This window comes from Novacetimonas sp. GS1 (assembly GCF_036686925.1).
Classification (GTDB): Bacteria; Pseudomonadota; Alphaproteobacteria; order Acetobacterales; family Acetobacteraceae; genus Novacetimonas; species Novacetimonas hansenii.
Genome location: NZ_VSZP01000001.1, coordinates 1,909,518 through 1,931,444 on the forward strand (window position 1 = coordinate 1,909,518; position 21,927 = coordinate 1,931,444).

Here is a 21,927-nt window from a genome sequence, read left to right on the forward strand (position 1 = left end):
ATCCGCGTCCCACGGCATATAACAGGGCAGACCGAACTTACTTTCACGTCCCTTATGGGCGGTGCAACAGGATATCCCTGCTTCATGTCATTTGCCGTTTCCGCCTCCTCGCTTTACGCGCTTGGTCAGGTTGTCCTCATTGATCTCACGCTTGCGGGCGACAACGCGATCGTTGTCGGGATGGCGGTGCGCGGCCTGCCTGCCCCACAGCGCAGGGTTGCGATCCTTTCGGGGGTATTGGGTGCGGCACTGATCCGTATCTGCCTTGCACTGGTGGCCGTCCGGCTGCTGGCGGTCATCGGCCTGACACTTGCGGGGGGGCTCCTTCTGCTATGGGTCTGCTGGCGGATGTATCGTGAAATGCGCGGTCCCGGCCATGCGGGGGAAGATGGCGCCCCTGCCCCCGCGTCATTGCGCAACGCCATTATCCGCATCATCGTGGCTGACCTGTCCATGAGCCTTGATAACGTGCTGGCCGTGGCGGGGGCCGCGGGCGAACATGTAGGCGTGCTCGTAACCGGGCTGGTGGTGTCGGTATTGATGATGGCCATCGCGGCGTCGCTGATTGCACGGCTGCTGGAGCGGTTTCGCTGGATTTCATGGATCGGGCTGCTTGTGGTGCTGGTTGTGGCGGTTGAGCTGATCTTCAAGGGCGGAGGTGAAGTGTGGACCCATCTTTCGTGACGGGTGACGGTCGGGCTATCGGTTATTTCCGGCGTCGCGCGCACGGTGCGCTGCGGCGTAGCGCCTTTCTTGCCTGCGTGGCGGCCGGGGTATGGATGTCCTGCCCGGTTCTTTCCCTTCATGCCGAAGGTCCTGCCATCCCCCCTGCCCCCGCATGGCCTACGGAGCGACAGGCCGGGACAGGCAATGCCGATGACAGCCCGGTCGCTGCCCGCCTGACGGTTTATCTGCGGCTGCTGTCGCCTGCGGGCGGCACGGCGGATGAATATGCCAATTTCCTGACCGAAAGCACCACATGGCCCAGACGTGGTGTCATGGTTGCGCGTTTTGAGCGTGCCCTGTCACAGGAAGGCGATCCTGCCGTACTCGCGCGGTTGTGTGCGCGTTGGCAACTTGGCACCGCACAGGCCCTTGCCCGATGTGCCACAGGGGCGGCACTTCCCCCATCGCGGATCACGCAATGGGCGCGTGCGGCATGGATCGCGGGAAATGACCAACCCGCCGATGCGCGCCTGATGCAGCAGCAGTTTGGTTCCAGCTTCACCGCGCAGGATAACTGGCGGCGTTTCGATCGGCAGGAGCGTACAGGCCGCCTTGGCGCCGCGGACGCGCAGGTGTCATTCCTTGATCCGCAGCAGCAGGCGCTTGCGCGTGCGCGGCTTGCCTTTCATCATAACGATATGGGCGCTGAAAGCCTGCTTGCACTGGTGCCACCTGACCAGCGCGATGACGCCATACTGGTGCTGGAGCAGTTGCGCTGGCTTGATCATGCGCAGCGCCTTGATGATGCCCTGGCGTTATGGAAGCGTTCGGGGTTCACCATAGAACAGCAGCAGGACAAGGCGGGGGCCGCGATATTCTGGCATGCTCGCGATGCGCTGGCGCGTGATCTGTTGGCGCAAGGGCGTAATCGTGACGCCCTGCTGGTTGCCGATGACCGTTCTGCCCTGCCGGAGGTCAGTTTTTACGATACGCGTTTCCTGAGCGGCTGGATCATGTTGCAACGGCTGCACCAGCCTGCAAAGGCGCTGGCGGCGTTTGCCCCCCTGACCACGGCAACTTCGCTGATTACCCGTAGCCGCGGATTATACTGGAGTGGGCGCGCGCAGGCCGCACGTGGCAACCGCGCGGCGTCCCGTGTTGCGTGGGATGAGGCCGCACAGCTTGCCAATACTTTTTATGGCCAGATGTCGATCACCTGCCTGCAGGATAATGCGGTCAATGGACTGTTGGCCCCAAGTCAGGCCGGGCAGTCCGTGCGTGAATATCTGGTGCGCCTGCATCCGCCCGAACCCACGGTCGAAGAGTCCGTGCGTTTCGAGACATCGGACCTTGCGCGTGCGGCCCAGATCCTGGCGTCGTGGAATGATTTTCATCATGCCCGTGATTTCGTCATCAAGCTGGATGAAGAAGCGACCCACCCGGTGGAGCATGTGATGGCTGCCCGGTTGGCAACCCGCCTTGCGATGCCTGATGTCGCGGTGCTGATTGCACGCCGCGCAGGTCGTGACGGGCTGGCATTGGTGGAGGATGGCTGGCCGCGCCCCTATGTTCCGGCAGAACATGATCTGCCGCAGGGGCTGGAACTTGCAGTCATGCGGCAGGAAAGCAATTTTGATCCCACCATCGTCAGTGGGGCGCATGCAGTTGGCCTGATGCAGTTGCGTCCTGCCACGGGCGAGGAGCTGGCGCGGCGTACGCACCAGTCATTTGGCACGATAACGGCAGCCACGCTGACGAACCCGCAGGTCAACATGACGCTGGGGGCTGCTTACCTGCAGCAGTTGATGGAGCGCTTTGGTGGGAGTGTACCCTACTTGCTTGCCGCCTATAACAGCGGTCCGCATCGTGTTGATACATGGCTTGCCTCCCTTGGGGACCCTGCACGTGACCATGCATCGGGCGAGGTTGTACTCGACTGGATTGAAAGTATCCCGTTCGAGGAAACGCGCAATTATGTGGAACGTGTGATGGAAAATATGGCGGTTTATCAGGCTCGGGCGATAACAGGACAGGAGGTCGCACGGTAATGCGTTTCCTCGCACGGATGATTGCCTGTTTTGGTGGCTGTGGTTTTTTCCCCAGGGCACCGGGGACGGTTGGGTCTCTGGCGGCGTTACTGGTGGGGATACCGCTATTACAGCACGTGGCGTGGATGGGCATGGCCATCATGGTATGCTGTGTCATCGGGTATTGGGCCACGGCCATGGTGTCCAATGGGGAAGACCATGGTTGGATCGTCATTGATGAAGTCGCAGGCATGTGGCTGTCGATGTGGCCGCTTGCCCCACTTTCCCCCTTTGCCCTGCGTGGCGCCGATTGCCTGTGGCTGGCGCTGGCGTTCGCACTGTTCCGGCTGTTTGACATCACGAAGCCGGGGCCGGTTGGCTGGTTTGACAGGCGTCATGATGCGGTGGGCATCATGGGCGATGATATCGTGGCGGGTATGGGGGCGGGCCTGATTGTCATGGCCCTGCATGCCATTGCCTGATCCCAGCGTTGGGGTAAGTAGAAACAGGAGAGTGGATATGGAACCGTCATTGCCCACCCCGATGATGCAGGGGGCGCTGCTGCTGTTCGAAGAACTGGCCCGGCAGGGACGTCGTATTGTCACGGCTGAAAGCTGCACCGGCGGCCTGTTGGCCGGGTCCCTGACGCAGCCAGCAGGGGCATCCGAATTCGTGGCGGGTGGGTTTGTCACCTATTCCAACGCCATGAAGATGCGATTGCTGGACGTGCCTTCTATCCTGCTTGACCTGCGTGGCGCAGTCAGTAGCGAGGTTGCCGCAGCCATGGCTGATGGGGCCGTGGCGGTCGCCCCTGATGCGGATGTCGCGATATCTGTAACAGGGATTGCAGGCCCCGGTGGGGGAAGTGCTGAAAAGCCGGTTGGTCTGGTCTGGTTCGCGGTTGCGATAAAGCAGCGGCAGACCCGGACGGTTTCGGTCGTATTTTCCGGGAACCGGGATTCAATCCGACAGCAGGCAGTTATTTATGCCCAGACACTGGTGCTTGAGGCGTTACATACTGGTTAAGTAGGATGTTTTCTATGGAATGAGATGGAATTTCAAAAAATAACAAAGCCAAAATATGTCATTCATTCGAAATAAATCGTATAAAAATTTGTTCTGTATAATTTATAAAAAATAACTTTATTTCTATTATTTGGTAATTATCCGAGTGTATATTTCATATACATCTGATATATGTTGCGATCAGGTGCCATGACCTGATCGCGTGCAGAAAAAGTCAAATTTCTGTCTGGTAACATCCTGTTTTAATACATTGCGACAGTATCGCTGGTTTCAGGTACGCGGATGGGCGGCGAAGTCATTCCCGTTCCTGCGGCCTGGACAGGCTGAACCTTGCCGTTCGTTACGGCCTGCGGCGGGGCTGCTGCTGGTGTTGTCATGCTGGCCCGGGCTTTTTTCAGGCTTATGGCGTTGAGGTCCGCTGTTTCAGCGTTGCTGCCGGGGGCGGGGTGCTGGCTGGTTGATGCGTGATGATGTGCATGCCCCCCAGCCGGAGACGCATGTGCCGTCCCTGCCCCCGCCATTACAGACAGCAGGAAAATCAGGAAAGAAGAATATTTCATTAGACCATTTTCCGGGAAATAGGCATGCCCGCTTTTATGCGTTTCCCATCTTGGCGGGCATGGTCGAGGGATTGGCGGGCGGTATAATCGTGGGTGGACCATAAATATCGCGGGCCCGCCGGATAAAGGCCGAAACCATAAGGCGAACGGCCTCGTTGAACACAACGCCAATTGCCGCCTGCAACAGGCGGGAACGGAATTCGAAATCAACAAAGAAATCGATCAGGCATCCCCGTTCATCAGGGGTAAAGGTCCAGACGTTGTTAAGGTATCGAAACGGACCTTTTTCATAGGTAACGCGGATGGTCCGTGGTTGATCCAGGGTAACGCGGCTGGTGAAGGTTTCGCGAAACGGGCCAAAACCGATCGACAGGTCCGCCACCAGCAGGGTGGCGGTGCGGCTCCTGACGCTGGCATTGACGCACCAGGGCAGGAACTGCGGATACTTTCCGACATCGGCCACCAGATCAAAAAGCTGATCTGGAGAATAGGCGATCAACCGACGTTCGGCATGGGTGGGCATCACTTCGTCTCCATCGCGCCATTCTGGGCTTCCAGACGCTTTTGTCGTGCGGCGCGCAATTCCGCAAAATCAGAGTCTGCATGATACGATGACCGTGTCAGTGGCGAGGAACTTACCTGAAGGAACCCCTTGACCCGGGCCATGGCGGCATAGTCGGCGAACTCATCCGGCGTGACAAATCGCGCCACCGCAGCATGCTTGACCGTAGGTTGGAGATATTGCCCCAAGGTGATGAAATCAACGTCTGCTATACGCAGGTCATCCATGACCTGAAGTATTTCCGGCTTGTCTTCCCCCAGCCCAAGCATCAGACCTGACTTTGTGAAGATCGACGGATCAAGGCGCTTGACGTCGTCAAGCAGCCGCATCGACTGGTAATAACGTGCGCCAGGCCGGATGGACGGATACAGACGTGGCACGGTTTCAAGATTGTGGTTGAAAACATCAGGCCGCGCCCTGACCACAACCTCCAGCGATCCGGGTTTACGCAGGAAATCCGGGGTCAGGATTTCGATGGTGGTGGTGGGGGCCGCCTGCCGGATCGCGGTGATGACACGGGCGAAATGCTGCGCCCCCCCCATCCGGCAGGTCATCGCGGTCAACGGACGTAATGACCACATGGCGCAGGCCCAGCTTTGCTACGGCTTCGGCCACACGTTGCGGTTCATCGGCATCCAGCGCGTTTGGCAACCCGGTGGTGACATTGCAAAATGCACAGGCGCGGGTACAGATCTCGCCCATGATCATCATGGTTGCATGACGCTGCGACCAGCATTCACCGATATTGGGGCAGGCTGCCTCTTCGCACACCGTGACCAGATTCTGGTCACGCATCAACTTGCGGGTTTCGTGATAGACGGGGTTATTGGGCGCACGCACCCGGATCCAGTCCGGTTTTCTGGCAATGGGATTGTCAGGCCGGTGCGCTTTTTCCGGGTGCCGCGCTGCGGGGGAACCCTCCTTGCGATGATCGATCAGGACACGTACGGACATAGCGGTAAAACCCCGAAAAACAGGCAGATATCCACAAGTGGAACGCACCGTTCCATGCGTCAAGCATTCTTGCGTCCCGGAACCTGGCGGGCAATCACAAGGTCGGGAAAAGCGGAAAGTGTAACATACCTCCCCCGTTCATGGCGCATGAAAGCGGTCTTTGCAGCCTTCAGAAATGCAGCGCCCCATCATAGGCGGCAAGCACGGCTTCGTGCATGGCTTCGGAAATTGTGGGATGCGGGAAGACCGTTTCCTTCAGTTCGCCATCCGTCAGTTCCGACGTCCGGGCAATGACGTAACCCTGGATCATCTCCGTCACTTCGGCCCCGATCATGTGCGCACCCAGAAGTTCGCCGGTCTGTGCGTCAAAAATGGTCTTGACCAGTCCCTCGGGTTCTCCCATCGCGATGGCCTTGCCATTTCCCACAAAGGGAAAGCGCCCTACCCTGATCTTATAGCCAGCATCCTTTGCCCGCGCCTCGGTCATCCCGACGGAAGCGACCTGTGGACGGCAGTACGTGCATCCGGGGATGTTGAGCGGGTCCATCGGATGGACGTCCCGCCCCGCAATCATTTCCGCGCACATGACCCCCTCATGGCTTGCCTTGTGCGCCAGCCACGGTGGCCCGGCGATATCCCCGATGGCATAGATCCCCTTTTCCGCCGTGCGGCAGTAGGGATCGACCTTGATATGGGTGCGGTCAACTTCGATTGCCGTGCCTTCCAGCCCGATATTCTCCACATTGCCGACAATCCCGACCGCCGAAATCACGCGATCGACGGTCATGTCGTGCGTTTTGCCGCCAGCCTCGATCTTCAGGGTCACGGTTTCGGCCCCTTTGGAAACGGACACGATCTTCGCGCCCGTCAGGATCTGCATTCCCTGCTTTTCGAACGCCTTGCGGGCCAGACCGCTTATCTCCTCGTCTTCCACCGGCAAGATACGTCCGGCAACCTCCACGATGGTCACTTCGGACCCCATGTTGCGATAGAACGACGCGAATTCTATTCCAATCGCCCCGGACCCGATCACCACCAGACGTTTTGGCAACGTTGTCGGCACCATGGCCTCGCGATAGGACCAGATCAGTTTCTGGTCCGGCTCCAGCCCTGGCAGAACACGTGCCCGTGCGCCCGTGGCGATAATCACATGCGGGGCGGCAAGGGAGATCGCCTCCCCTCCCTTGGCCGGTGTTACTGACACACGGCGCTTATCACCCTCCCTGCCGTCGAGGCGGCCAAAGCCGTTGATGACTGTCACCTTGTTCTTTTTCAGCAGGTGTCCGACACCTGCCGACAACTGCGCCGAAACCGCACGGGAACGTTTGACCACCTTTTCAAGGTCAAAACGTACATTGTCTGCCGCGAACCCGAATTCCCCAAGGTTATGCAGCAGATGGTTGATTTCCGATGCCCGTAGCAGCGCCTTGGTCGGGATGCAGCCCCAGTTGAGGCAGATACCACCCAGATGCGCGGCCTCCACCACCGCGACCTTGAGGCCAAGTTGCCCCGCGCGGATTGCACTGACATATCCGCCGGGACCACCACCGATGATGATGATGTCAAATTGGGAAGTGCTCATGCCAGCGTCCTCAGACCAAGAGACTTAGCGGATTTTCCACTACGGAACGGAAGACCGAAACCCATTGCGCAGCAAGCGCGCCATCGACGACGCGGTGATCGACCGACAGGGTCACGGTCATGACGGTTGCGATGCTGATCCCCCCATCCTTCACCACAGGGCGCGCTTCTCCTGCCGCGATGGCAAGGATGGCGGCCTGTGGCGGGTTGATGATGGCGGAAAATGCCTTGACCCCCATCATTCCCATGTTGGAGATGGAGAATGTTCCCCCCTGGAATTCATGGGGTTTGAGCTTGCCCGCCCGCGCGCGCTTGATCAGGTCACGGGTTTCCGCGCTGATCTGGCCAAGGCTTTTGTGGTCGGCCTGCCGGACGATGGGCGTAATCAGGCCATCGGGGATGGAGACCGCCATCGAGATGTCGATCGTGTCGTAATGGACCGTCATGTCGCCCGCAAAGGAGACATTCACGTCAGGCACCCGGCGCAGCGTGACGGCGGCGGCCTTGATGAGCATGTCATTGACCGAGATCTTGTAAGCCCCCGGCCCATCCGCAGGGGATGCCGCGTTCAGTTGCGTGCGCAGCGCAAGCAGCGCGTCGAGTTCGACATCAACCTCCACATAAAAATGCGGAATGGTCGATTTCGCTTCGCTCAGGCGGCGGGCAATGACCTTACGCATCGTCGAATTGGCGACGGTGTGGTGTGGGGTATCGCCTGCAATGGCCGCGATGTCCTGTACAGGTGTGGAGACGGTGGCCGTGGGTGGTGCGGCAGGGGACGCTGCGGGCTGTATGGTGGCCTGTTCAACATCGCGACGGACGATGCGCCCGTTCGGGCCGCTTCCATTCAGTGCGGACAGGTCGATCCCTTTCTGGCTGGCGATACGCCGTGCAAGGGGGGATGCGAAAATACGCTGGCCCCTGGCCTGCCCCCTGGCCTGTCCTCTGGCCTCCTGGCCCGTGCCTTGCCCCGTGGCGGCGGGCATGGTCGTGGCAGGGATGGCGGCGGCAGCCGGGGCTGTGACTGGAGCAGGTGTCGGGGGTGTGGCAGGGGGGCTGGGCGCATCGGGCACGGCCTCCCCCTCGGTCACAAGGATGGCAATTGGTGTATTGACGCTGACTGCGTCGGTCCCTTCCTGCACGAGGATACGGCCAAGGATGCCCTCGTCCACCGCCTCGACCTCCATTGTGGCCTTGTCCGTTTCGATCTCGGCAACGACGTCACCGGCGGAAACGGCCTCCCCTTCCTTTTTCAGCCAGCGCAGCAGCTTGCCTTCCGTCATGGTGGGAGACAGCGCCGGCATCAGGATATTCGTGGACATCGCGTTGCTCCCTCAGACGATCTGCCGAACGGCGTTGAGTATCCATTCGACATTGGGCAATGCCAGTTTTTCAAGGTTGGCGGCGAATGGCATCGGCACGTCGGCACCTGCGACGCGTACCGGTGGGGCGTCGAGGTAATCGAACGCATGTTCAATCACCTGCATGGCGATTTCCGCCCCCATCCCGGCAAAGGGCCAGCCTTCTTCCACGCAGACAAGTCGGCTGGTCTTCTTGACGCTGTTCACGATCGTTTCGGTATCAAGGGGACGGATGGTACGCAGATTGATCACTTCCGCGCTGATGCCCTGATCCGCCAGTTGCGTCGCAGCCTCCAGCGCCACGCCGACCATGATGGAAAATGTCACGATGGTGACATCGCTGCCTTCACGTTCGACCTTGGCCTTGCCGATGGGCAGGATGAAATCCTCATCTACCGGGCATGGGAATTTCTGTCCGTAGAGGATTTCATTTTCAAGGAAGATAACGGGATTGGGGTCGCGGATTGCCGCACGCAAAAGCCCCTTCGCGTCGGCGGCGGACCAGGGGGCCACGACCTTCAGGCCGGGGATGTGACCGTACCAGCTTGCATAACACTGTGAATGCTGCGCGCCCACGCGTGCCGCCGCACCGTTGGGCCCACGAAAGACGATGGGACAGGACATCTGCCCCCCGGACATATAGCGCGTTTTGGCGGCGGAATTGATGATTTGGTCAATGGCCTGCATGGCGAAATTCATGGTCATGAATTCCACGATCGGTTTCAGCCCCGTCAGCGCCGCGCCAACCGCCATGCCGGTAAAGCCCTGTTCGGTAATCGGGGTGTCGATGACACGTTTCTCTCCGAACTCGTCCAAAAGCCCCTGCGATACCTTATAGGCGCCCTGATACTGCGCGACTTCCTCGCCAATCAGGAAAACGTCGCCGTCACGGCGCAATTCTGCGGCCATCGCGTCACGCAGGGCTTCACGCACTGTGATCTCGCTGGTTTCGCCCCAGTCCTTTTCGGCGCCCATATGGGGGGCTGGGGGTATGGCAGGGGCGCTGGTCGTCCGGGGGGGCGCCATCGGTACAGCCGCCGTCGCGGATACGGGGTTTGCGGATACGGGTTCTACAGGCGCCGCGTTGGCGGCGGAACTGTCTTCCCCCGGTGCAAGAAGGATGGCGATGGGGGTATTGACCGCGATATTTTCCGTTCCTTCGGGAACGAGAACCCGCCCGATGGTTCCCTCTTCCACCGCCTCGACTTCCATCGTGGCCTTGTCGGTTTCAATCTCGGCGATCACGTCGCCGGGGGCGACATCTTCCCCCGTGTTCTTCAGCCAGCGGGCCAGCTTCCCTTCTGTCATCGTGGGGGACAGGGCGGGCATCAATATCTGTATGGGCATGTGTTCAGCTTTCGACAAGCACATCGGTCCACAGTTCGGACGGATCGGGTTCGGGGCTGGTCTGGGCGAAGTCACTGGCATCGACAACGATGGCCTTGACCTTGGCGTCAATGGCTTTCAACGCGTCTTCCGTCGTGCCCATGTTCAGGAGTTCCTTGCGCACACGGTCGATCGGGTCGTGGTTCTTGCGCATTTCGTCCACTTCGGACCGCTGGCGATACTTGGCGGGATCGGACATCGAATGACCGCGATAGCGGTAGGTATCGACCTCCAGCAGTACCGGCCCCTTGCCCGCGCGGCAATGTGCGACTGCGTCACGTGCCGCGTTGCGCACGGCTTCCACATCCATGCCATCGACATGGAATCCCGGAATGCCCCATGGTTCCCCGTTGCGCCACAATTCACGTGATGCAGAGGCCCGCTCCACACTGGTGCCCATTCCGTAATGGTTGTTTTCAAGGACAAAGACGCACGGCAGCTTGTGCAGGGCAGCAAGGTTAAAACTTTCGTAGACCTGGCCCTGATTGGATGCGCCTTCGCCATAATAGGTGACGGAAACTTCGTCCGTACCACGATATTTGTTGGCAAAGGCAAGTCCGATACCAAGGGAGACCTGCGCACCGACGATGCCGTGCCCGCCGTAAAAGTTCTTCTCGCGGGAGAACATGTGCATTGATCCCCCCTTGCCGTGGGAATATCCGCCTTCACGTCCGGTCAGTTCCGCCATGACCCCGCGTGGCGTCATGCCCGCGGCAAGCATCTGCCCATGGTCGCGATAGGACGTGATGATTTTGTCCCCGTCCTTGAGCTCCATGTGGATACCGACCACCACGGCTTCCTGCCCGATATAGAGATGGCAGAACCCACCGATCAGGCCCATCCCGTACAACTGCCCCGCGCGTTCCTCAAAACGGCGGATCAGGACCATCTGGTAATAGGCTTCCTGCAGTTCAGCCTGGGTCATGGCCTGACTGTTACGGCCGACTACGACATCGGAAACTTGTTTTTCACTCATTGAGTGTCCTTGCCTTCTTACATGACGTACAGACCGGGCCAGGCCAGATAATCACGCAGCAACCAGGGGTCGCGTCCGGTTTATCTGGATGGCGGTGCCGTCCTTTCATAAAGCCCTGATGCGCCGCCGGATTTATGGTGCAGGCAAATTTGACCGATCTCCATGTCGCGATCGACCGCCTTGCACATGTCATACAGCGTAAGGCCCGCCACGCAGACAGCCGTCAGGGCCTCCATTTCCACACCGGTTGGGCCGGTGGTGCTGACGCGTGCGGTAATCTCAATACCTGGTGTATCCGTCGTGGGGATAAGGTCGACCTTGACCGATGATAATGCCAGCGGATGACAGAGCGGGATCAGGTCGGCAGTTTTCTTCGCCGCCATGATGCCCGCGATCCGTGCCGTGGCCAGTACGTCCCCCTTTGGCGCGGTGCCTGACAGGATCATGTCCCGCGTTGTGCCGCGCATGGTAATCCGGCCCTTTGCCACCGCTTCACGCCGGGTTTGCGCCTTGCCAGAGACATCCACCATGACGGCGTTGCCCGCAGCATCAAGATGCGACAGTGTCGTTTCCGTCATGCCGGTGCGGTGCCCAGCAGCATGCGGACCGCATTCGCCGGGTCATCCATGCGCAGCAGGCTTTCACCGACCAGAAATCCACTCGCCCCCACGGCATTCAGCTTCACGATGTCCTCGTGCGTGCGGATGCCGCTTTCAGAGACGATGATCCGGTCCGGCGGGACCATCGGTGCAAGTTCCAGTGTCGTACCAAGGTCGGTCTTCAGGGTCTTTAGGTTGCGGTTGTTGATGCCGATAAGCGATGTATCAAGCGCCAGCGCCCGGTTTAGTTCCTGCTCGTCATGCACTTCGACCAGTACGTCCATGTCCAGTCCGCGTGCGATGTCGAGGAGTTCCGCAGCCTCTGCATCCGTCAGGATCGCCATGATCAGCAAGATGCAGTCCGCACCGATCAGGCGGCTTTCATGTACCTGCCACGGATCAAGGATGAAGTCCTTGCGCAGGATCGGCAGCTTGCACGCCTCGCGCACGCGGGTCAGGTCTTCGGCGCTTCCGTGAAAGCACGATCCTTCCGTAAGCACGGAAATGCATGCCGCCCCTGCCTGTTCATATTCCTGTGCAATCAAGGTGGGCTGGTAATCGGCGCGCAGGATGCCGGCAGAGGGGGACGCCTTCTTGATTTCCGCGATAAGCCCGATCTGGTGGTCGGCAGTACGCTGCTTCAGCGCCTGTCCGAAGCCGCGCGGCGGGGTTGCCACCTCGCGCGCGCGCGCGGTGATTTCCTTGAGCGGCATGACGGTTGCACGTTGCGCGACATCCACCCGGGTGCGGGCGCAGATCCGGTCGAGCACATCGGGCAAATCATCGGCATCCAGGTCCGGGACAGAATCGGTCTGTTGCGGCATCATTGGCGTGTCGTTCATTTTTTACCCTGTGTTACTCTATTCTGGCCTGTCCGCCCGGTATTCACGAACGGATTGAAGCACGGCATGCGCCGCGCCATTGTCAAGAACGCTGGCGGCCAAGGCAACGTTCTTACGCAGGGCGACAATAGCAAGTCCGTCGCCCTGAATGATATTCCCATGCCCCGACACATGCAGCGCCACGGCCGCGTTCAGCAGGACCGTGTCGCGGTATGCGCCACGCCCACCATGCAACAGGGCCTCCAGCGCGCGGGCATTATGGTCTGGAGTACCGCCCGCGATCGCCTCGATCGGCGTGGGGGGCAATCCCGCATCCGTGGCCGTGATGGACAGTTCACGGATGATCCCGTCATCAAGCGCGCAGACCCGGTTTTCCCCGGCAAGGGTCAGTTCATCCACCCAGCGGCCATCACCGCATGCGCCGCTGACGCTCCAGACACAAAGCGATCCTTCGTCACGCAGGGTCTGGACAATCGGACGCCGCCAGCTCGGATCGAATACGCCCACCAGTTGCCGACGGACATGTCCCGGATTGCATAAGGGGCCGACAAGATTGAAAATGGTCCGAAAGCCGAGTTCCCGCCTGACCTGCCCCACATGCCGCAAGGCGGGATGATGGTTGGGGGCAGCAAGGAACGCCACACGGCAGGCATGCACCAGCGCGCGGATATCATCATGCCCGTCCGGCAGGCCAACGCCAAGTTCGCGTAGCACGTCCGTCGCCCCGGAACGCGAGGATAATGCCCGGTTGCCATGCTTGACCACCGGCACGCCGAGAGCCGCAAGAACGAAGGCCACTGCGGTGGAGACATTGAACGTGCCAAGCCCGTCGCCCCCTGTGCCACAGACGTCCATGGCCCCCGATGGCAGGCCGTCGACGCCCACCATGCGCGCACGTATCGCACTGACGGCACCGCGCAGTTCGTCCGCGCTCTCCCCTTTTGCATGGAGTGCGGTAAGGAGCGCGGCAAGGCGGATGTCGGAGACATGCCCGTCCATGACCTGGCCGAACACCTCTTCGGCGACCTGAAGCGGGAGGTCGCGGCCAAGTAGCAGCGCCTGCATCGCGGAGCGGAAATCGCCAACCATGGGGACGGGCATGGACTGGCCGGATGACTTCGCCATGACGGTTCAGGCAGCCCTGGATTTGGACGGTGCAGTCCCTGTGCGCGCGATGGCAAGGAAGTTGGCCAGGATATCATGGCCGTGTTCTGAGGCGATGCTTTCGGGATGGAACTGCACCCCGAAGATCGGCAGTTCGCGGTGCCGCAGCCCCATGATCACACCATCTGACGTCCATGCCGTGGGCACCAGCGTATCCGGCAGTGTATCGGGGTCAACCGTCAGGCTGTGATAACGTGTGGCGCGGAACGGGTCCGGCAGGCCGGTAAAGATATCCGTCCCGTTATGGATTACGGGCGAAACCTTGCCATGCATCGGAATGGGGGCACGCACGACCTGGCCACCAAAAACCTGACCGATCGACTGATGGCCCAGACACACGCCGAACATCGGGATTTCCCCCGCCGCGCGCGCGATCAGATCACAGCAGATACCCGCCTCGTTCGGGGATCGGGGACCGGGTGAAAATACGATCGCCTCAGGCTTCAGACGCATCGCGTCTTCCACGCTCAGCGCATCGTTGCGGCGTACGTCACAGCGTTCCCCCAGGTCCCCCAGATAGTGGACAAGGTTGAAGGTAAAGCTGTCATAATTGTCGATCAGAAGGATCATGGCGATATCATGACCCCCCCGCGTGGCAGGGTCAAATCCCTGTTGGGGCGAGCGATAAAATAAATGTGTGCATTTCCGTACAGCATTTACTCACCTGCTTTTTCAGGCTGTTCGCGGCTGGCGAAACGGACGGCCTCTTCCGCGGCGCGGAACAGGGCGCGGGCCTTCTGGCGGGTTTCCTCGTACTCGGCCTCGGGAATACTGTCGGCGACGACACCGCAGCCAGCCTGTACATACATCTTTGCGTCCTTGACGACCGCCATGCGCAACCCGATGCAGGTATCCATCTGTCCCTCTGGGCCGAAATACCCGATGCACCCGGCATAGGTCGCCCGTCGTGTGGGTTCGACCTCGTCGATGATTTCCATGGCCCGGATCTTTGGTGCGCCAGTCAGCGTCCCCGCCGGGAATCCCGCCATCAGCGCGTCAAGTGCCTCCAGCCCCGGACGGATCGTCCCTTCTACATTGGAGGAGATATGCATGACGTGACTGAAGCGTTCGATGACGAACTGTTCCGTGACCTTGACCGAGCCCAGCGCGCAGGCCTTGCCCACATCATTGCGGCCAAGGTCGATAAGCATGAGATGTTCGGCCCGTTCCTTGGGGTCGGCAAGCAGATCCTGCTCCAGCGCCATGTCCTCGGCGGCCGTGCGGCCGCGTGGGCGTGTGCCTGCGAGGGGACGCACCGTCATCGTGTTATCGCGCAGGCGTACCAGGATCTCTGGCGAAGAGCCGACAAGGCTGAACCCGTCAAGGTCGAGAAAGAACAGGAATGGCGCGGGATTGATCCGACGAAGCGCGCGGTAGAGTGCGAACGGCGGCAGGGTGAAGTCCGCCTCGAAACGTTGGCTGGGTACGACCTGGAATGCATCACCTGCGGCGATATAATCCTGGATACGACGCACCACCGTGCAAAATTCCTCCCGCGTGAAGGGGGATGTGGGGATGGGCGGCGTAATCGCCCCCGTTTCCTGGGGTGGCGTCGGTAATGGGGTGGCCAGAGCCGTACGCGCCTGATGCAACAGCGCCTGTCCCTTGTCCCATATCTCGTCCGCGGGGGTGTCCAGGTCGGGGCGTAGCGGCACCGCAAGCAGCAGTTCGTCGCGCACCGTATCGAAAATGGCGAACAGGCCGGGGCGGATCATAAGGCCTTCGGGCAGGTCAAGGTCATCAGGTGGAATATCCGGCAGGTATTCCATCTGTCGGATCATGTCATAGCCAAGATAGCCAAACACCCCGCCGGTCATCGGGGGAAGATGATCGGCAAGCCCGATCCGGCTGGCGTGCAGCACGTCACGCAGGGACTCCAGCGGGGGGCGGTCGTCAGCGTGGAATTCGTGTCGGGCAGCAGCTGGGTCCATGCACAGGCTGGCCTGACCATCATGGCAGCGCCAGATCAGGTCGGGCAGAAGTCCGATCACCGAATACCGTCCGCGCGAGACGCCGCCTTCGACGCTTTCGAACAGGAAAGCATTGCGGCCGCCCCTGCCCCCACCATGGCGACTGGCCAGTGGTGAGAGATGCAAGAAGGCTGCAACCGGTGTCAGCAGGTCCGCAGGTTTCACCCGCCATGCAACCGTCGCCTTTCCATCGCGCAGCATGGCCAGAGCCTCTTCGCGGTCGGAAGCCGGCGTTGCCCGGAACGGGGGAATGAACTGCGAAGGGTCTGTGCTCACTGTCCTGCCTCTGGATTGCCCTTGCCGGAAACGGCGGACATAACGGCGCTGATGGCGCTCGGGTTGGGCTTGGGTTTCACGATGCTCTGCAGTGCCTGAGCGTAGCTCATCTCCACATCATCGGCCACGGCCTGCGTCAGTGTCGTGCGGATGCGGTCGAACAGCATGCGCTGTGATGCCGGGTCGGGGGTGGAAATATCCGTCAGCGTCGCAACATAAAAAGCCCCATCCGCCTCCACCATCAGGCTCTGTCCGGTATGGTCAAGGCGGAAGGCGATTTCCGCGATGTCATGCGGGACCTCGGTCACGTCATGTGCGCGCGAAAATGGGGTGCTGTGTACCAGGTCGGGCACAGCGGGCTGAATATGGGCAAGGCCCCCCATGGTCTGGGCTTGTGTATACAGCGTCGTTGCCGTCTGGTCTGCTGCATGACGACGGGCATCGTCCATCCATGCGTCACGGACCTTCTGCGCCAAATCCTCGTACGACAGCGGACGGGCGGGTGTCACACCATCCACGGAAACGGCGTACCATGTTCCCTCGGGGGCCTGCAGCAGTTCGGGGCTGCTGCCCTTTGGCTGGGAGAAGACGCGCGCGACAATCGCCTGGCGCACGGCGTCACTGCCCGGGATGGGGGCTGGTGTGCCCTCCTGCGTCATGCCATGGGCATCGACATTGCCCGCGACCGCCACCGCGCCCAGTTCGGATGGGATGGAATCCAGCCCGCCGCCTGCAATGGCGTCCTGCAGTTTCTGGACCCGATCGCCAATCTGGGTCTGCACCCGTTCGGCCAGTGCCTGCGCCTGCAGGGCGGGACGTGCGGATTCAAAATCGGAAATATGTGCAGGCGTGACATGGAGGACGCGGAAGATGGCCCATCCGCCATCGGTATGGATGGGGGGCGAGACGGTATCAGACGGCGCGTTGAAGATCTGCCGACCGAGTTCCTGTGACGGGATGGAGGAAATGCGGATATCGTCCATTTCCACGCTGGCGCTGTCCTTGCCCGCGCTTTTCTGCATCGCGTCCCAGCTTGCGCCGCCCTGCCATGTCGTCAGCAGTTCGCGCGCGCGCGCCTCGTTCGGGGCGGTGATGACCTGAACGGAGCGGGTTTCGGGGGTGTTGAACCGTTGTGCCTGCTGTTCATACATATGATGCAGGTCCGCATCGGGAATGGTCATGGAGCGGGCCACGGTTTCAGGCGACAGAACCACGATTCGGGCGTGGCGGTACTCTGGCGCCTCAAACAGCCACGGATGGTTGGTATGGAACCGGCGGGCCTGCGCGTCGCTGGGGGCTGCGGGGGTCTGCGCGGCAAAGGGAACGCGCACGATATCCACCTTGCGGGTCTGTGCCTCAAGGTCAAAGATGCGGCGCGTCAGGAGGTCGGGTGCACCCGCACCGTTGCGAATCGGTTCCATCAGGGCTTTTGATGCCTGTTCCGCACGGACCAGTTCAATAAGCCGCGCTTCTGTCATGCCGCTGCTGCGCAGGCGGTTGTTGAAGGTGGTGCGGTCGAATTGCCCGTTTTTGTCCTGAAATGCCGGGATGGCGAAAATCTCGGCCCGCACGGCGCTGTCCGGCACCAGCAGGCCATGGTTGCGTGCCGCAAGCGCGACCTCATCCTGCAGGATCAGGCGCTGGAGGACCTGTTGTGCGATCTGTTCACGCGTGGCCGCCGGGATCTGCGACGGATCGTCAAGGTGCATCTGCTGCGCGATCTGGGGCATTTCCGTGCGTAATGCCTGTTCATAGGCTGGCACAAGGATGGGGTCCGGCCCGACACGTGCCACGACATCGGCACGTTCGGTACCGATGTTCATCAGTACATCCCCCACACCCCACCCGACGAATGTCAGGAAAAACAGCCCCACGATAACCCTGCCAACCCAGGAATCGACAAAAATACGGCACAAGAATGATAACATGCAGACACCAGACCCAGACGAAAATCGGCAAGTAAACGCAACATGACCCATGCGCGCGTGGCATGGATGGGCCATTTTTTAGCTGCGGCACCATACGGCCCCCCCGTGCGTTTGACCAGAAGGCAGTTGGGGGCGTCCCTGCCCTTCGTGCGGATGGGTTGCCACCTGCAGGGGGGCGTGGTCTAGGTTGGGCCATAACGTCCCCGGTCCTGCCATCAGGCACGGGCAGGCCGGCGGTATTTTACAGTTTCAGTGTGCGCAGTAACCGGAAAAGCAGAAATGAAGCAGATAATCGTCGGCAACTGGAAAATGCACGGCATGACCGCGGATGCGGCCAAGGCGGCCGATGACATTGGCGCGGCCATGGGCGCGGATGTTTCCGGCGCGCAGGTGGTCATCTGTCCGCCCTTCACGCAACTCGCGCTCTTGGGGCCGAAACTGCGTGAACACGGGATCGCCCTTGGCGCACAGGACTGCCATCAGGATCCCTGTGGCGCGCATACTGGCGACATTGCGGCCAGCATGCTGCGTGACCTTGGCGTCCAATACGTAATCCTTGGTCATTCGGAGCGTCGGCGCGACCATCACGAACTGGATGAGACCGTGCGTGAAAAAGCGGTTGCCGCCGCTGCCGCGGGCCTGATCCCCATCATATGTGTGGGCGAAAGCGCCGACCAGCGTTCCAATGGGGATTCGCAGGAAACCGTCGGATGGCAGATACAGGGATCCCTGCCGCAGGGTTTCACCGGCATCGTCGCCTATGAACCGGTCTGGGCGATCGGTTCGGGCACGGCGGCGTCACAGCAGGACATCGCCGACATGACCCAGTTCATCCGCGAGGAACTGGTCCGGCAGTTCGGGGACGCTGGTAAAACCATAAAAATCCTTTATGGTGGGTCGGTCAATGGACGTAACGCCGCCGATATCCTGCCCATCGCCGATGTTGGCGGTGCGCTTGTCGGCAATGCCAGCCTGGCGGCGGAGACGTTCATGCCGATCGTCCGTGCGGCGGTCGATATCTGATATTATCGCCCCCGCCGCAGGGGATAGCTGGGAACAAGTATGATCACGGTCCTTCTTTTGTTGCATCTGTTTGTCACGGTGGCACTGATCGGGACGATCCTGATCCAGCGCAGCGAAGGCGGCGGTCTTGGGATCGGCAGTTCCCAGGGAATGGGCTCCTTCATGTCGGGCCGTGGCACGGCCACACTCCTGACGCGTTCGACTGCCGTTTTGGGCACCATTTTCATGGTGCTGTCGCTGACGCTTGCGATCATGAACCGTGGCGCGTCCTCTGGTGTGGGCCATGACATCCTGGCGCAGCCTGCCGCCCCGTCAGTGCCGGCCACGACGACGCCCACCAAATGACGTATGCAAACAGCCCGGTTCCCCACCCATGGGGCACCGGGCTGGATATTTTTTCGCCCAATCCGTGATTGCACCCGTCATGGGCCTTTCATGCCGGGCGCAAGCAGTGTAGGAAGGCCATCCATGACGCGGTTTGTATTCATCACCGGCGGCGTGGTGTCCTCCCTTGGCAAAGGCATCGCTTCGGCAGCCCTTGCCGCCCTCCTCCAGGCCCGTGGCTATCGGGTCCGGTTGCGCAAGCTCGATCCCTATCTGAATGTCGATCCCGGGACCATGAGTCCCTATCAGCACGGCGAGGTCTTTGTGACCAATGACGGTGCGGAAACGGATCTCGACCTCGGGCATTACGAGCGTTTTACAGGCGTACCCGCGACCAAGGCAGACAATGCCACGACGGGCCAGATCTATTCAGATGTGATCGCACGTGAACGGCGTGGCGAATATCTTGGTGCGACCGTGCAGGTCATTCCCCATATCACCAACGCGATCAAGGAAATGATCGTTGCGGGAACAGAGGACGTGGACTTCGTCCTGGTGGAGATTGGCGGCACGGTTGGCGATATCGAGAGCCTGCCCTTCCTCGAATCCATCCGTCAGTTGCGTAATGACCTTGCGCCCGAACAGACGATGTTCATTCACCTGACGTTGTTGCCATGGATTGCGGCAGCGGGTGAGCTCAAGACCAAGCCCACACAGCATTCGGTCAAGGAACTCCAGAATGTCGGCATCCAGCCGCAGATGCTGGTCTGTCGTTCCGACCGGGAGATTCCCACCAACGAGCGGCGCAAGATCGCCAGCTTCTGTAACGTCCGTCCCGAGGCGGTCATTGCCGCGCGGGATGTCGATACGATCTATGCCTGTCCCATTTCCTATCATGCCGAAGGCATGGATACGGAGGTGCTGCGCCATTTCGGGCTGCCTGCGGACCACGAACCCGACCTGTCGCGGTGGGAGCGTATCGTCGATGCGATCCGCCACCCTGAGCGGGAGGTGACGATCACGGTCGTGGGTAAGTACACGGCCCTCCTTGACAGTTACAAGTCCCTGATCGAGGCGTTGCACCATGGTGGCATCGCCCATCGTGCGAAGGTGCGCCTGAACTGGGTCGAGGCCGAGGATTTTGAAAAGTCTGATACGAACCTTCAGGCGCTGGCACGTTCCGATGCCATCCTTGTCCCCGGTGGCTTTGGGGAACGGGGTTCGGAAGGCAAGATCCGCGCGGTGCAGTTTGCCCGTGAAAACAACATCCCCTTCCTTGGTATCTGTTTCGGCATGCAGATGGCGGTGATCGAATGCGCACGTAATCTTGCGGGCCTTCCCAAAGCGTCTTCCACCGAATTCGGTCCGACGGAAGAGCCCCTTGTGGGCCTGATGACGGAATGGGCGCGTGGCAATGAACTGTTGCGTCGACGCGAAGGCGGCGAACTGGGTGGCACGATGCGGCTTGGTTCCTATCCCGCACGTCTGGCCGAAGGATCGCGGGTTGCGGATATTTATGGACGGACGGACATCCGTGAACGCCACCGGCATCGTTACGAGGTGAATGTCCATTACCGCGAGCAACTGGAAAAAACGGGTCTGCGTTTTTCCGGGATGTCGCCCGATGGAATCCTGCCCGAAATCGTGGAATATCCCGACCATCCGTGGTTTGTCGCGGTACAGTACCATCCCGAACTTCTGTCCAAGCCGTTTGATCCGCACCCGCTGTTTTCGGGGCTGGTGGGTGCGGCATTGAAGCGGACTTCACGCCAATGAACGTGCAGATGGAGAATGCGCAGGTGGAAATCCGGGTCGGGGATCTGGTGATTGGCAATGACCGGCCATTCACCCTGATTGCTGGCCCCTGCCAGATCGAATCGGAATCCCATGCTGTGGAGACCGCTGATTTTCTACAGGCCGTGACGCGTCGGCTGGGAATCGGGCTGATCTATAAAAGTTCTTTCGATAAGGCGAATCGTACCAGCCTGACGAGCGCACGTGGAATTGGCGCGAATCGTGGGTTGGAAATTCTTGCCCGTGTACGTGAACGTTTCAGCATTCCCGTGCTGACCGATGTTCACCTGCCGGAGCAGTGTGCGCCCGCCGCCGAAGCCGTCGATGTGCTGCAGATTCCCGCCTTTCTGTGTCGCCAGACTGACCTTCTTCTTGCCGCAGGGGAAACGGGGGCGGCCATCAATGTGAAGAAAGGGCAGTTCCTGGCCCCGTGGGATATGGCCAATGTGGCGGCCAAGATCGCCTCGACCGGTAACGAGCGTATCATGTTGTGCGAACGGGGAACCTCGTTTGGTTACAACACGCTGGTCAATGACATGCGTGGCCTGCCGATTATGGCACGGACCGGGTTTCCGGTTGTTTATGACGCGACACATTCAGTGCAGCAGCCCGGCGGGTTGGGCAGTTCGTCAGGGGGGCAGCGTGAATTCGCCCCGGTTTTGAGCCGTGCGGCTCTTGCGATCGGTGTGGCCGCCGTTTTCATCGAAACGCACGAAGACCCGGATAAAGCCCCCAGTGATGGTCCCAACATGATTGCGCTGTCACAGATGGAAGGCCTGCTGTCCAATCTGCAGCGTTATGACCGGCTGACAAAGGGCATCGTCTGAGGGCTGGTTGAAAATACAGAAGGTTTTGGATGCTGCTTCTTATGCCGAGGTTTGTTTCCAAAAGGCTTTTCAAACAATGCC

At 60.4% G+C, this 21,927-nt stretch carries 20 protein-coding genes and 1 pseudogene; 8 read left to right on the forward strand and 13 right to left on the reverse strand.

Annotation, left to right across the window (positions count from 1 at the left end; all coding sequences use genetic code 11):
* The first annotated feature begins 84 nt into the window (after positions 1-84).
* From FYB92_RS08745 to FYB92_RS08760, 4 genes are read left to right on the forward strand one after another with little or no spacing between them, the layout of a single operon-like run.
* Positions 85-684: a YjbE family putative metal transport protein gene (locus tag FYB92_RS08745; RefSeq protein WP_003620166.1), complete on the forward strand. Its 600-nt coding sequence runs from the start codon at positions 85-87 to the stop codon at positions 682-684.
* Positions 681-2,714, forward strand: coding sequence for a lytic transglycosylase domain-containing protein (locus FYB92_RS08750; protein ID WP_332828488.1), 2,034 nt, complete (start codon positions 681-683; stop codon positions 2,712-2,714). The genes FYB92_RS08745 and FYB92_RS08750 overlap by 4 nt, the downstream gene beginning before the upstream one ends.
* Positions 2,714-3,175 carry a phosphatidylglycerophosphatase A gene (locus FYB92_RS08755; RefSeq protein ID WP_003620163.1) on the forward strand — a complete coding sequence of 154 codons (462 nt, stop codon included), beginning with the start codon at positions 2,714-2,716 and terminating at the stop codon, positions 3,173-3,175. The genes FYB92_RS08750 and FYB92_RS08755 overlap by 1 nt, the downstream gene beginning before the upstream one ends.
* Before the next feature lie 37 nt (positions 3,176-3,212).
* Positions 3,213-3,719, forward strand: a complete 507-nt coding sequence (locus tag FYB92_RS08760) for a CinA family protein (RefSeq protein ID WP_003620161.1) — start codon at positions 3,213-3,215, stop codon at positions 3,717-3,719.
* Between the two features lie 242 nt (positions 3,720-3,961).
* Here the strand turns inward: FYB92_RS08760 and FYB92_RS08765 are convergent, their stop codons facing one another.
* The 13 genes and pseudogenes from FYB92_RS08765 to FYB92_RS08825 all read right to left on the reverse strand — a co-directional run bounded on the left by FYB92_RS08765 (position 3,962) and on the right by FYB92_RS08825 (position 17,878).
* Positions 3,962-4,279, reverse strand: a complete 318-nt coding sequence (locus FYB92_RS08765) for a hypothetical protein (RefSeq protein WP_003620159.1) — start codon at positions 4,277-4,279, stop codon at positions 3,962-3,964.
* Between the two features lie 34 nt (positions 4,280-4,313).
* On the reverse strand, positions 4,314-4,802 hold the full coding sequence (locus FYB92_RS08770; RefSeq protein ID WP_003620158.1) for a type II toxin-antitoxin system RatA family toxin: 489 nt from the start codon (positions 4,800-4,802) through the stop codon (positions 4,314-4,316).
* Positions 4,802-5,795: pseudogene (lipA, locus tag FYB92_RS08775) on the reverse strand (lipoyl synthase). Before lipA ends, FYB92_RS08770 begins: the two are co-directional and overlap by 1 nt.
* Positions 5,796-5,964: 169 nt before the next feature.
* The gene (gene lpdA / locus FYB92_RS08780) at positions 5,965-7,377 is read right to left on the reverse strand and encodes a dihydrolipoyl dehydrogenase (RefSeq protein WP_003620153.1); all 1,413 of its coding nucleotides are present in this window, start codon (positions 7,375-7,377) and stop codon (positions 5,965-5,967) included.
* Positions 7,378-7,387: 10 nt separating this feature from the next.
* The gene (locus FYB92_RS08785; protein ID WP_332828489.1) at positions 7,388-8,698 is read right to left on the reverse strand and encodes a pyruvate dehydrogenase complex dihydrolipoamide acetyltransferase; all 1,311 of its coding nucleotides are present in this window, start codon (positions 8,696-8,698) and stop codon (positions 7,388-7,390) included.
* Positions 8,699-8,710: 12 nt separating this feature from the next.
* Entirely contained in the window at positions 8,711-10,084 is a 1,374-nt protein-coding gene (locus tag FYB92_RS08790) for a pyruvate dehydrogenase complex E1 component subunit beta (RefSeq protein WP_332828993.1), read from the reverse strand.
* Positions 10,085-10,088: 4 nt separating this feature from the next.
* Positions 10,089-11,048, reverse strand: coding sequence for a pyruvate dehydrogenase (acetyl-transferring) E1 component subunit alpha (pdhA, locus tag FYB92_RS08795; RefSeq protein WP_174805748.1), 960 nt, complete (start codon positions 11,046-11,048; stop codon positions 10,089-10,091).
* A gap of 131 nt (positions 11,049-11,179) precedes the next feature.
* Positions 11,180-11,677, reverse strand: a complete 498-nt coding sequence (moaC, locus tag FYB92_RS08800) for a cyclic pyranopterin monophosphate synthase MoaC (protein WP_003620146.1) — start codon at positions 11,675-11,677, stop codon at positions 11,180-11,182.
* Entirely contained in the window at positions 11,674-12,525 is an 852-nt protein-coding gene (trpC, locus tag FYB92_RS08805) for an indole-3-glycerol phosphate synthase TrpC (protein ID WP_003620145.1), read from the reverse strand. Before trpC ends, moaC begins: the two co-directional genes overlap by 4 nt.
* A 33-nt stretch (positions 12,526-12,558) precedes the next feature.
* Positions 12,559-13,665, reverse strand: coding sequence for an anthranilate phosphoribosyltransferase (gene trpD, locus FYB92_RS08810; protein ID WP_332828490.1), 1,107 nt, complete (start codon positions 13,663-13,665; stop codon positions 12,559-12,561).
* Between the two features lie 6 nt (positions 13,666-13,671).
* Positions 13,672-14,274, reverse strand: a complete 603-nt coding sequence (locus tag FYB92_RS08815) for an aminodeoxychorismate/anthranilate synthase component II (protein WP_003620142.1) — start codon at positions 14,272-14,274, stop codon at positions 13,672-13,674.
* An 86-nt stretch (positions 14,275-14,360) separates the two neighbouring features.
* On the reverse strand, positions 14,361-15,875 hold the full coding sequence (gene trpE, locus FYB92_RS08820) for an anthranilate synthase component I (protein ID WP_332828994.1): 1,515 nt from the start codon (positions 15,873-15,875) through the stop codon (positions 14,361-14,363).
* A gap of 71 nt (positions 15,876-15,946) precedes the next feature.
* Positions 15,947-17,878 carry a SurA N-terminal domain-containing protein gene (locus tag FYB92_RS08825; protein WP_332828491.1) on the reverse strand — a complete coding sequence of 644 codons (1,932 nt, stop codon included), beginning with the start codon at positions 17,876-17,878 and terminating at the stop codon, positions 15,947-15,949.
* A 279-nt stretch (positions 17,879-18,157) separates the two neighbouring features.
* Between FYB92_RS08825 and tpiA the strand changes: the two genes are divergently transcribed.
* From tpiA to kdsA, 4 genes are all read left to right on the forward strand, one after another.
* The gene (tpiA, locus tag FYB92_RS08830; protein WP_003620139.1) at positions 18,158-18,901 is read left to right on the forward strand and encodes a triose-phosphate isomerase; all 744 of its coding nucleotides are present in this window, start codon (positions 18,158-18,160) and stop codon (positions 18,899-18,901) included.
* A gap of 39 nt (positions 18,902-18,940) precedes the next feature.
* Positions 18,941-19,246, forward strand: coding sequence for a preprotein translocase subunit SecG (gene secG, locus FYB92_RS08835; RefSeq protein WP_247067756.1), 306 nt, complete (start codon positions 18,941-18,943; stop codon positions 19,244-19,246).
* Between the two features lie 123 nt (positions 19,247-19,369).
* Entirely contained in the window at positions 19,370-21,001 is a 1,632-nt protein-coding gene (locus tag FYB92_RS08840; protein ID WP_332828492.1) for a CTP synthase, read from the forward strand.
* Positions 20,998-21,846, forward strand: coding sequence for a 3-deoxy-8-phosphooctulonate synthase (kdsA, locus tag FYB92_RS08845; protein ID WP_408902350.1), 849 nt, complete (start codon positions 20,998-21,000; stop codon positions 21,844-21,846). The genes FYB92_RS08840 and kdsA overlap by 4 nt, the downstream gene beginning before the upstream one ends.
* Positions 21,847-21,927: the final 81 nt, after the last annotated feature.

Coding starts and splice junctions, on each gene's coding strand:
- FYB92_RS08770 (WP_003620158.1), bottom strand. CDS start 4,802: ATGCCCACCCATGCCGAACGTCGGTTGATCGCCTATTCTCCAGATCAG.
- FYB92_RS08840 (WP_332828492.1), top strand. CDS start 19,370: ATGACGCGGTTTGTATTCATCACCGGCGGCGTGGTGTCCTCCCTTGGC.
- trpC (WP_003620145.1), bottom strand. CDS start 12,525: ATGATGCCGCAACAGACCGATTCTGTCCCGGACCTGGATGCCGATGAT.
- FYB92_RS08760 (WP_003620161.1), top strand. CDS start 3,213: ATGGAACCGTCATTGCCCACCCCGATGATGCAGGGGGCGCTGCTGCTG.
- tpiA (WP_003620139.1), top strand. CDS start 18,158: ATGAAGCAGATAATCGTCGGCAACTGGAAAATGCACGGCATGACCGCG.
- FYB92_RS08755 (WP_003620163.1), top strand. CDS start 2,714: ATGCGTTTCCTCGCACGGATGATTGCCTGTTTTGGTGGCTGTGGTTTT.
- pdhA (WP_174805748.1), bottom strand. CDS start 11,048: ATGACCCAGGCTGAACTGCAGGAAGCCTATTACCAGATGGTCCTGATC.
- FYB92_RS08765 (WP_003620159.1), bottom strand. CDS start 4,279: ATGAAATATTCTTCTTTCCTGATTTTCCTGCTGTCTGTAATGGCGGGG.
- moaC (WP_003620146.1), bottom strand. CDS start 11,677: ATGACGGAAACGACACTGTCGCATCTTGATGCTGCGGGCAACGCCGTC.
- trpD (WP_332828490.1), bottom strand. CDS start 13,665: ATGGCGAAGTCATCCGGCCAGTCCATGCCCGTCCCCATGGTTGGCGAT.
- FYB92_RS08825 (WP_332828491.1), bottom strand. CDS start 17,878: ATGTTATCATTCTTGTGCCGTATTTTTGTCGATTCCTGGGTTGGCAGG.
- kdsA (WP_408902350.1), top strand. CDS start 20,998: ATGAACGTGCAGATGGAGAATGCGCAGGTGGAAATCCGGGTCGGGGAT.
- FYB92_RS08785 (WP_332828489.1), bottom strand. CDS start 8,698: ATGTCCACGAATATCCTGATGCCGGCGCTGTCTCCCACCATGACGGAA.
- trpE (WP_332828994.1), bottom strand. CDS start 15,875: ATGCTGCGCGATGGAAAGGCGACGGTTGCATGGCGGGTGAAACCTGCG.
- FYB92_RS08745 (WP_003620166.1), top strand. CDS start 85: ATGTCATTTGCCGTTTCCGCCTCCTCGCTTTACGCGCTTGGTCAGGTT.
- FYB92_RS08790 (WP_332828993.1), bottom strand. CDS start 10,084: ATGCCCATACAGATATTGATGCCCGCCCTGTCCCCCACGATGACAGAA.
- FYB92_RS08815 (WP_003620142.1), bottom strand. CDS start 14,274: ATGATCCTTCTGATCGACAATTATGACAGCTTTACCTTCAACCTTGTC.
- secG (WP_247067756.1), top strand. CDS start 18,941: ATGATCACGGTCCTTCTTTTGTTGCATCTGTTTGTCACGGTGGCACTG.
- lpdA (WP_003620153.1), bottom strand. CDS start 7,377: ATGAGCACTTCCCAATTTGACATCATCATCATCGGTGGTGGTCCCGGC.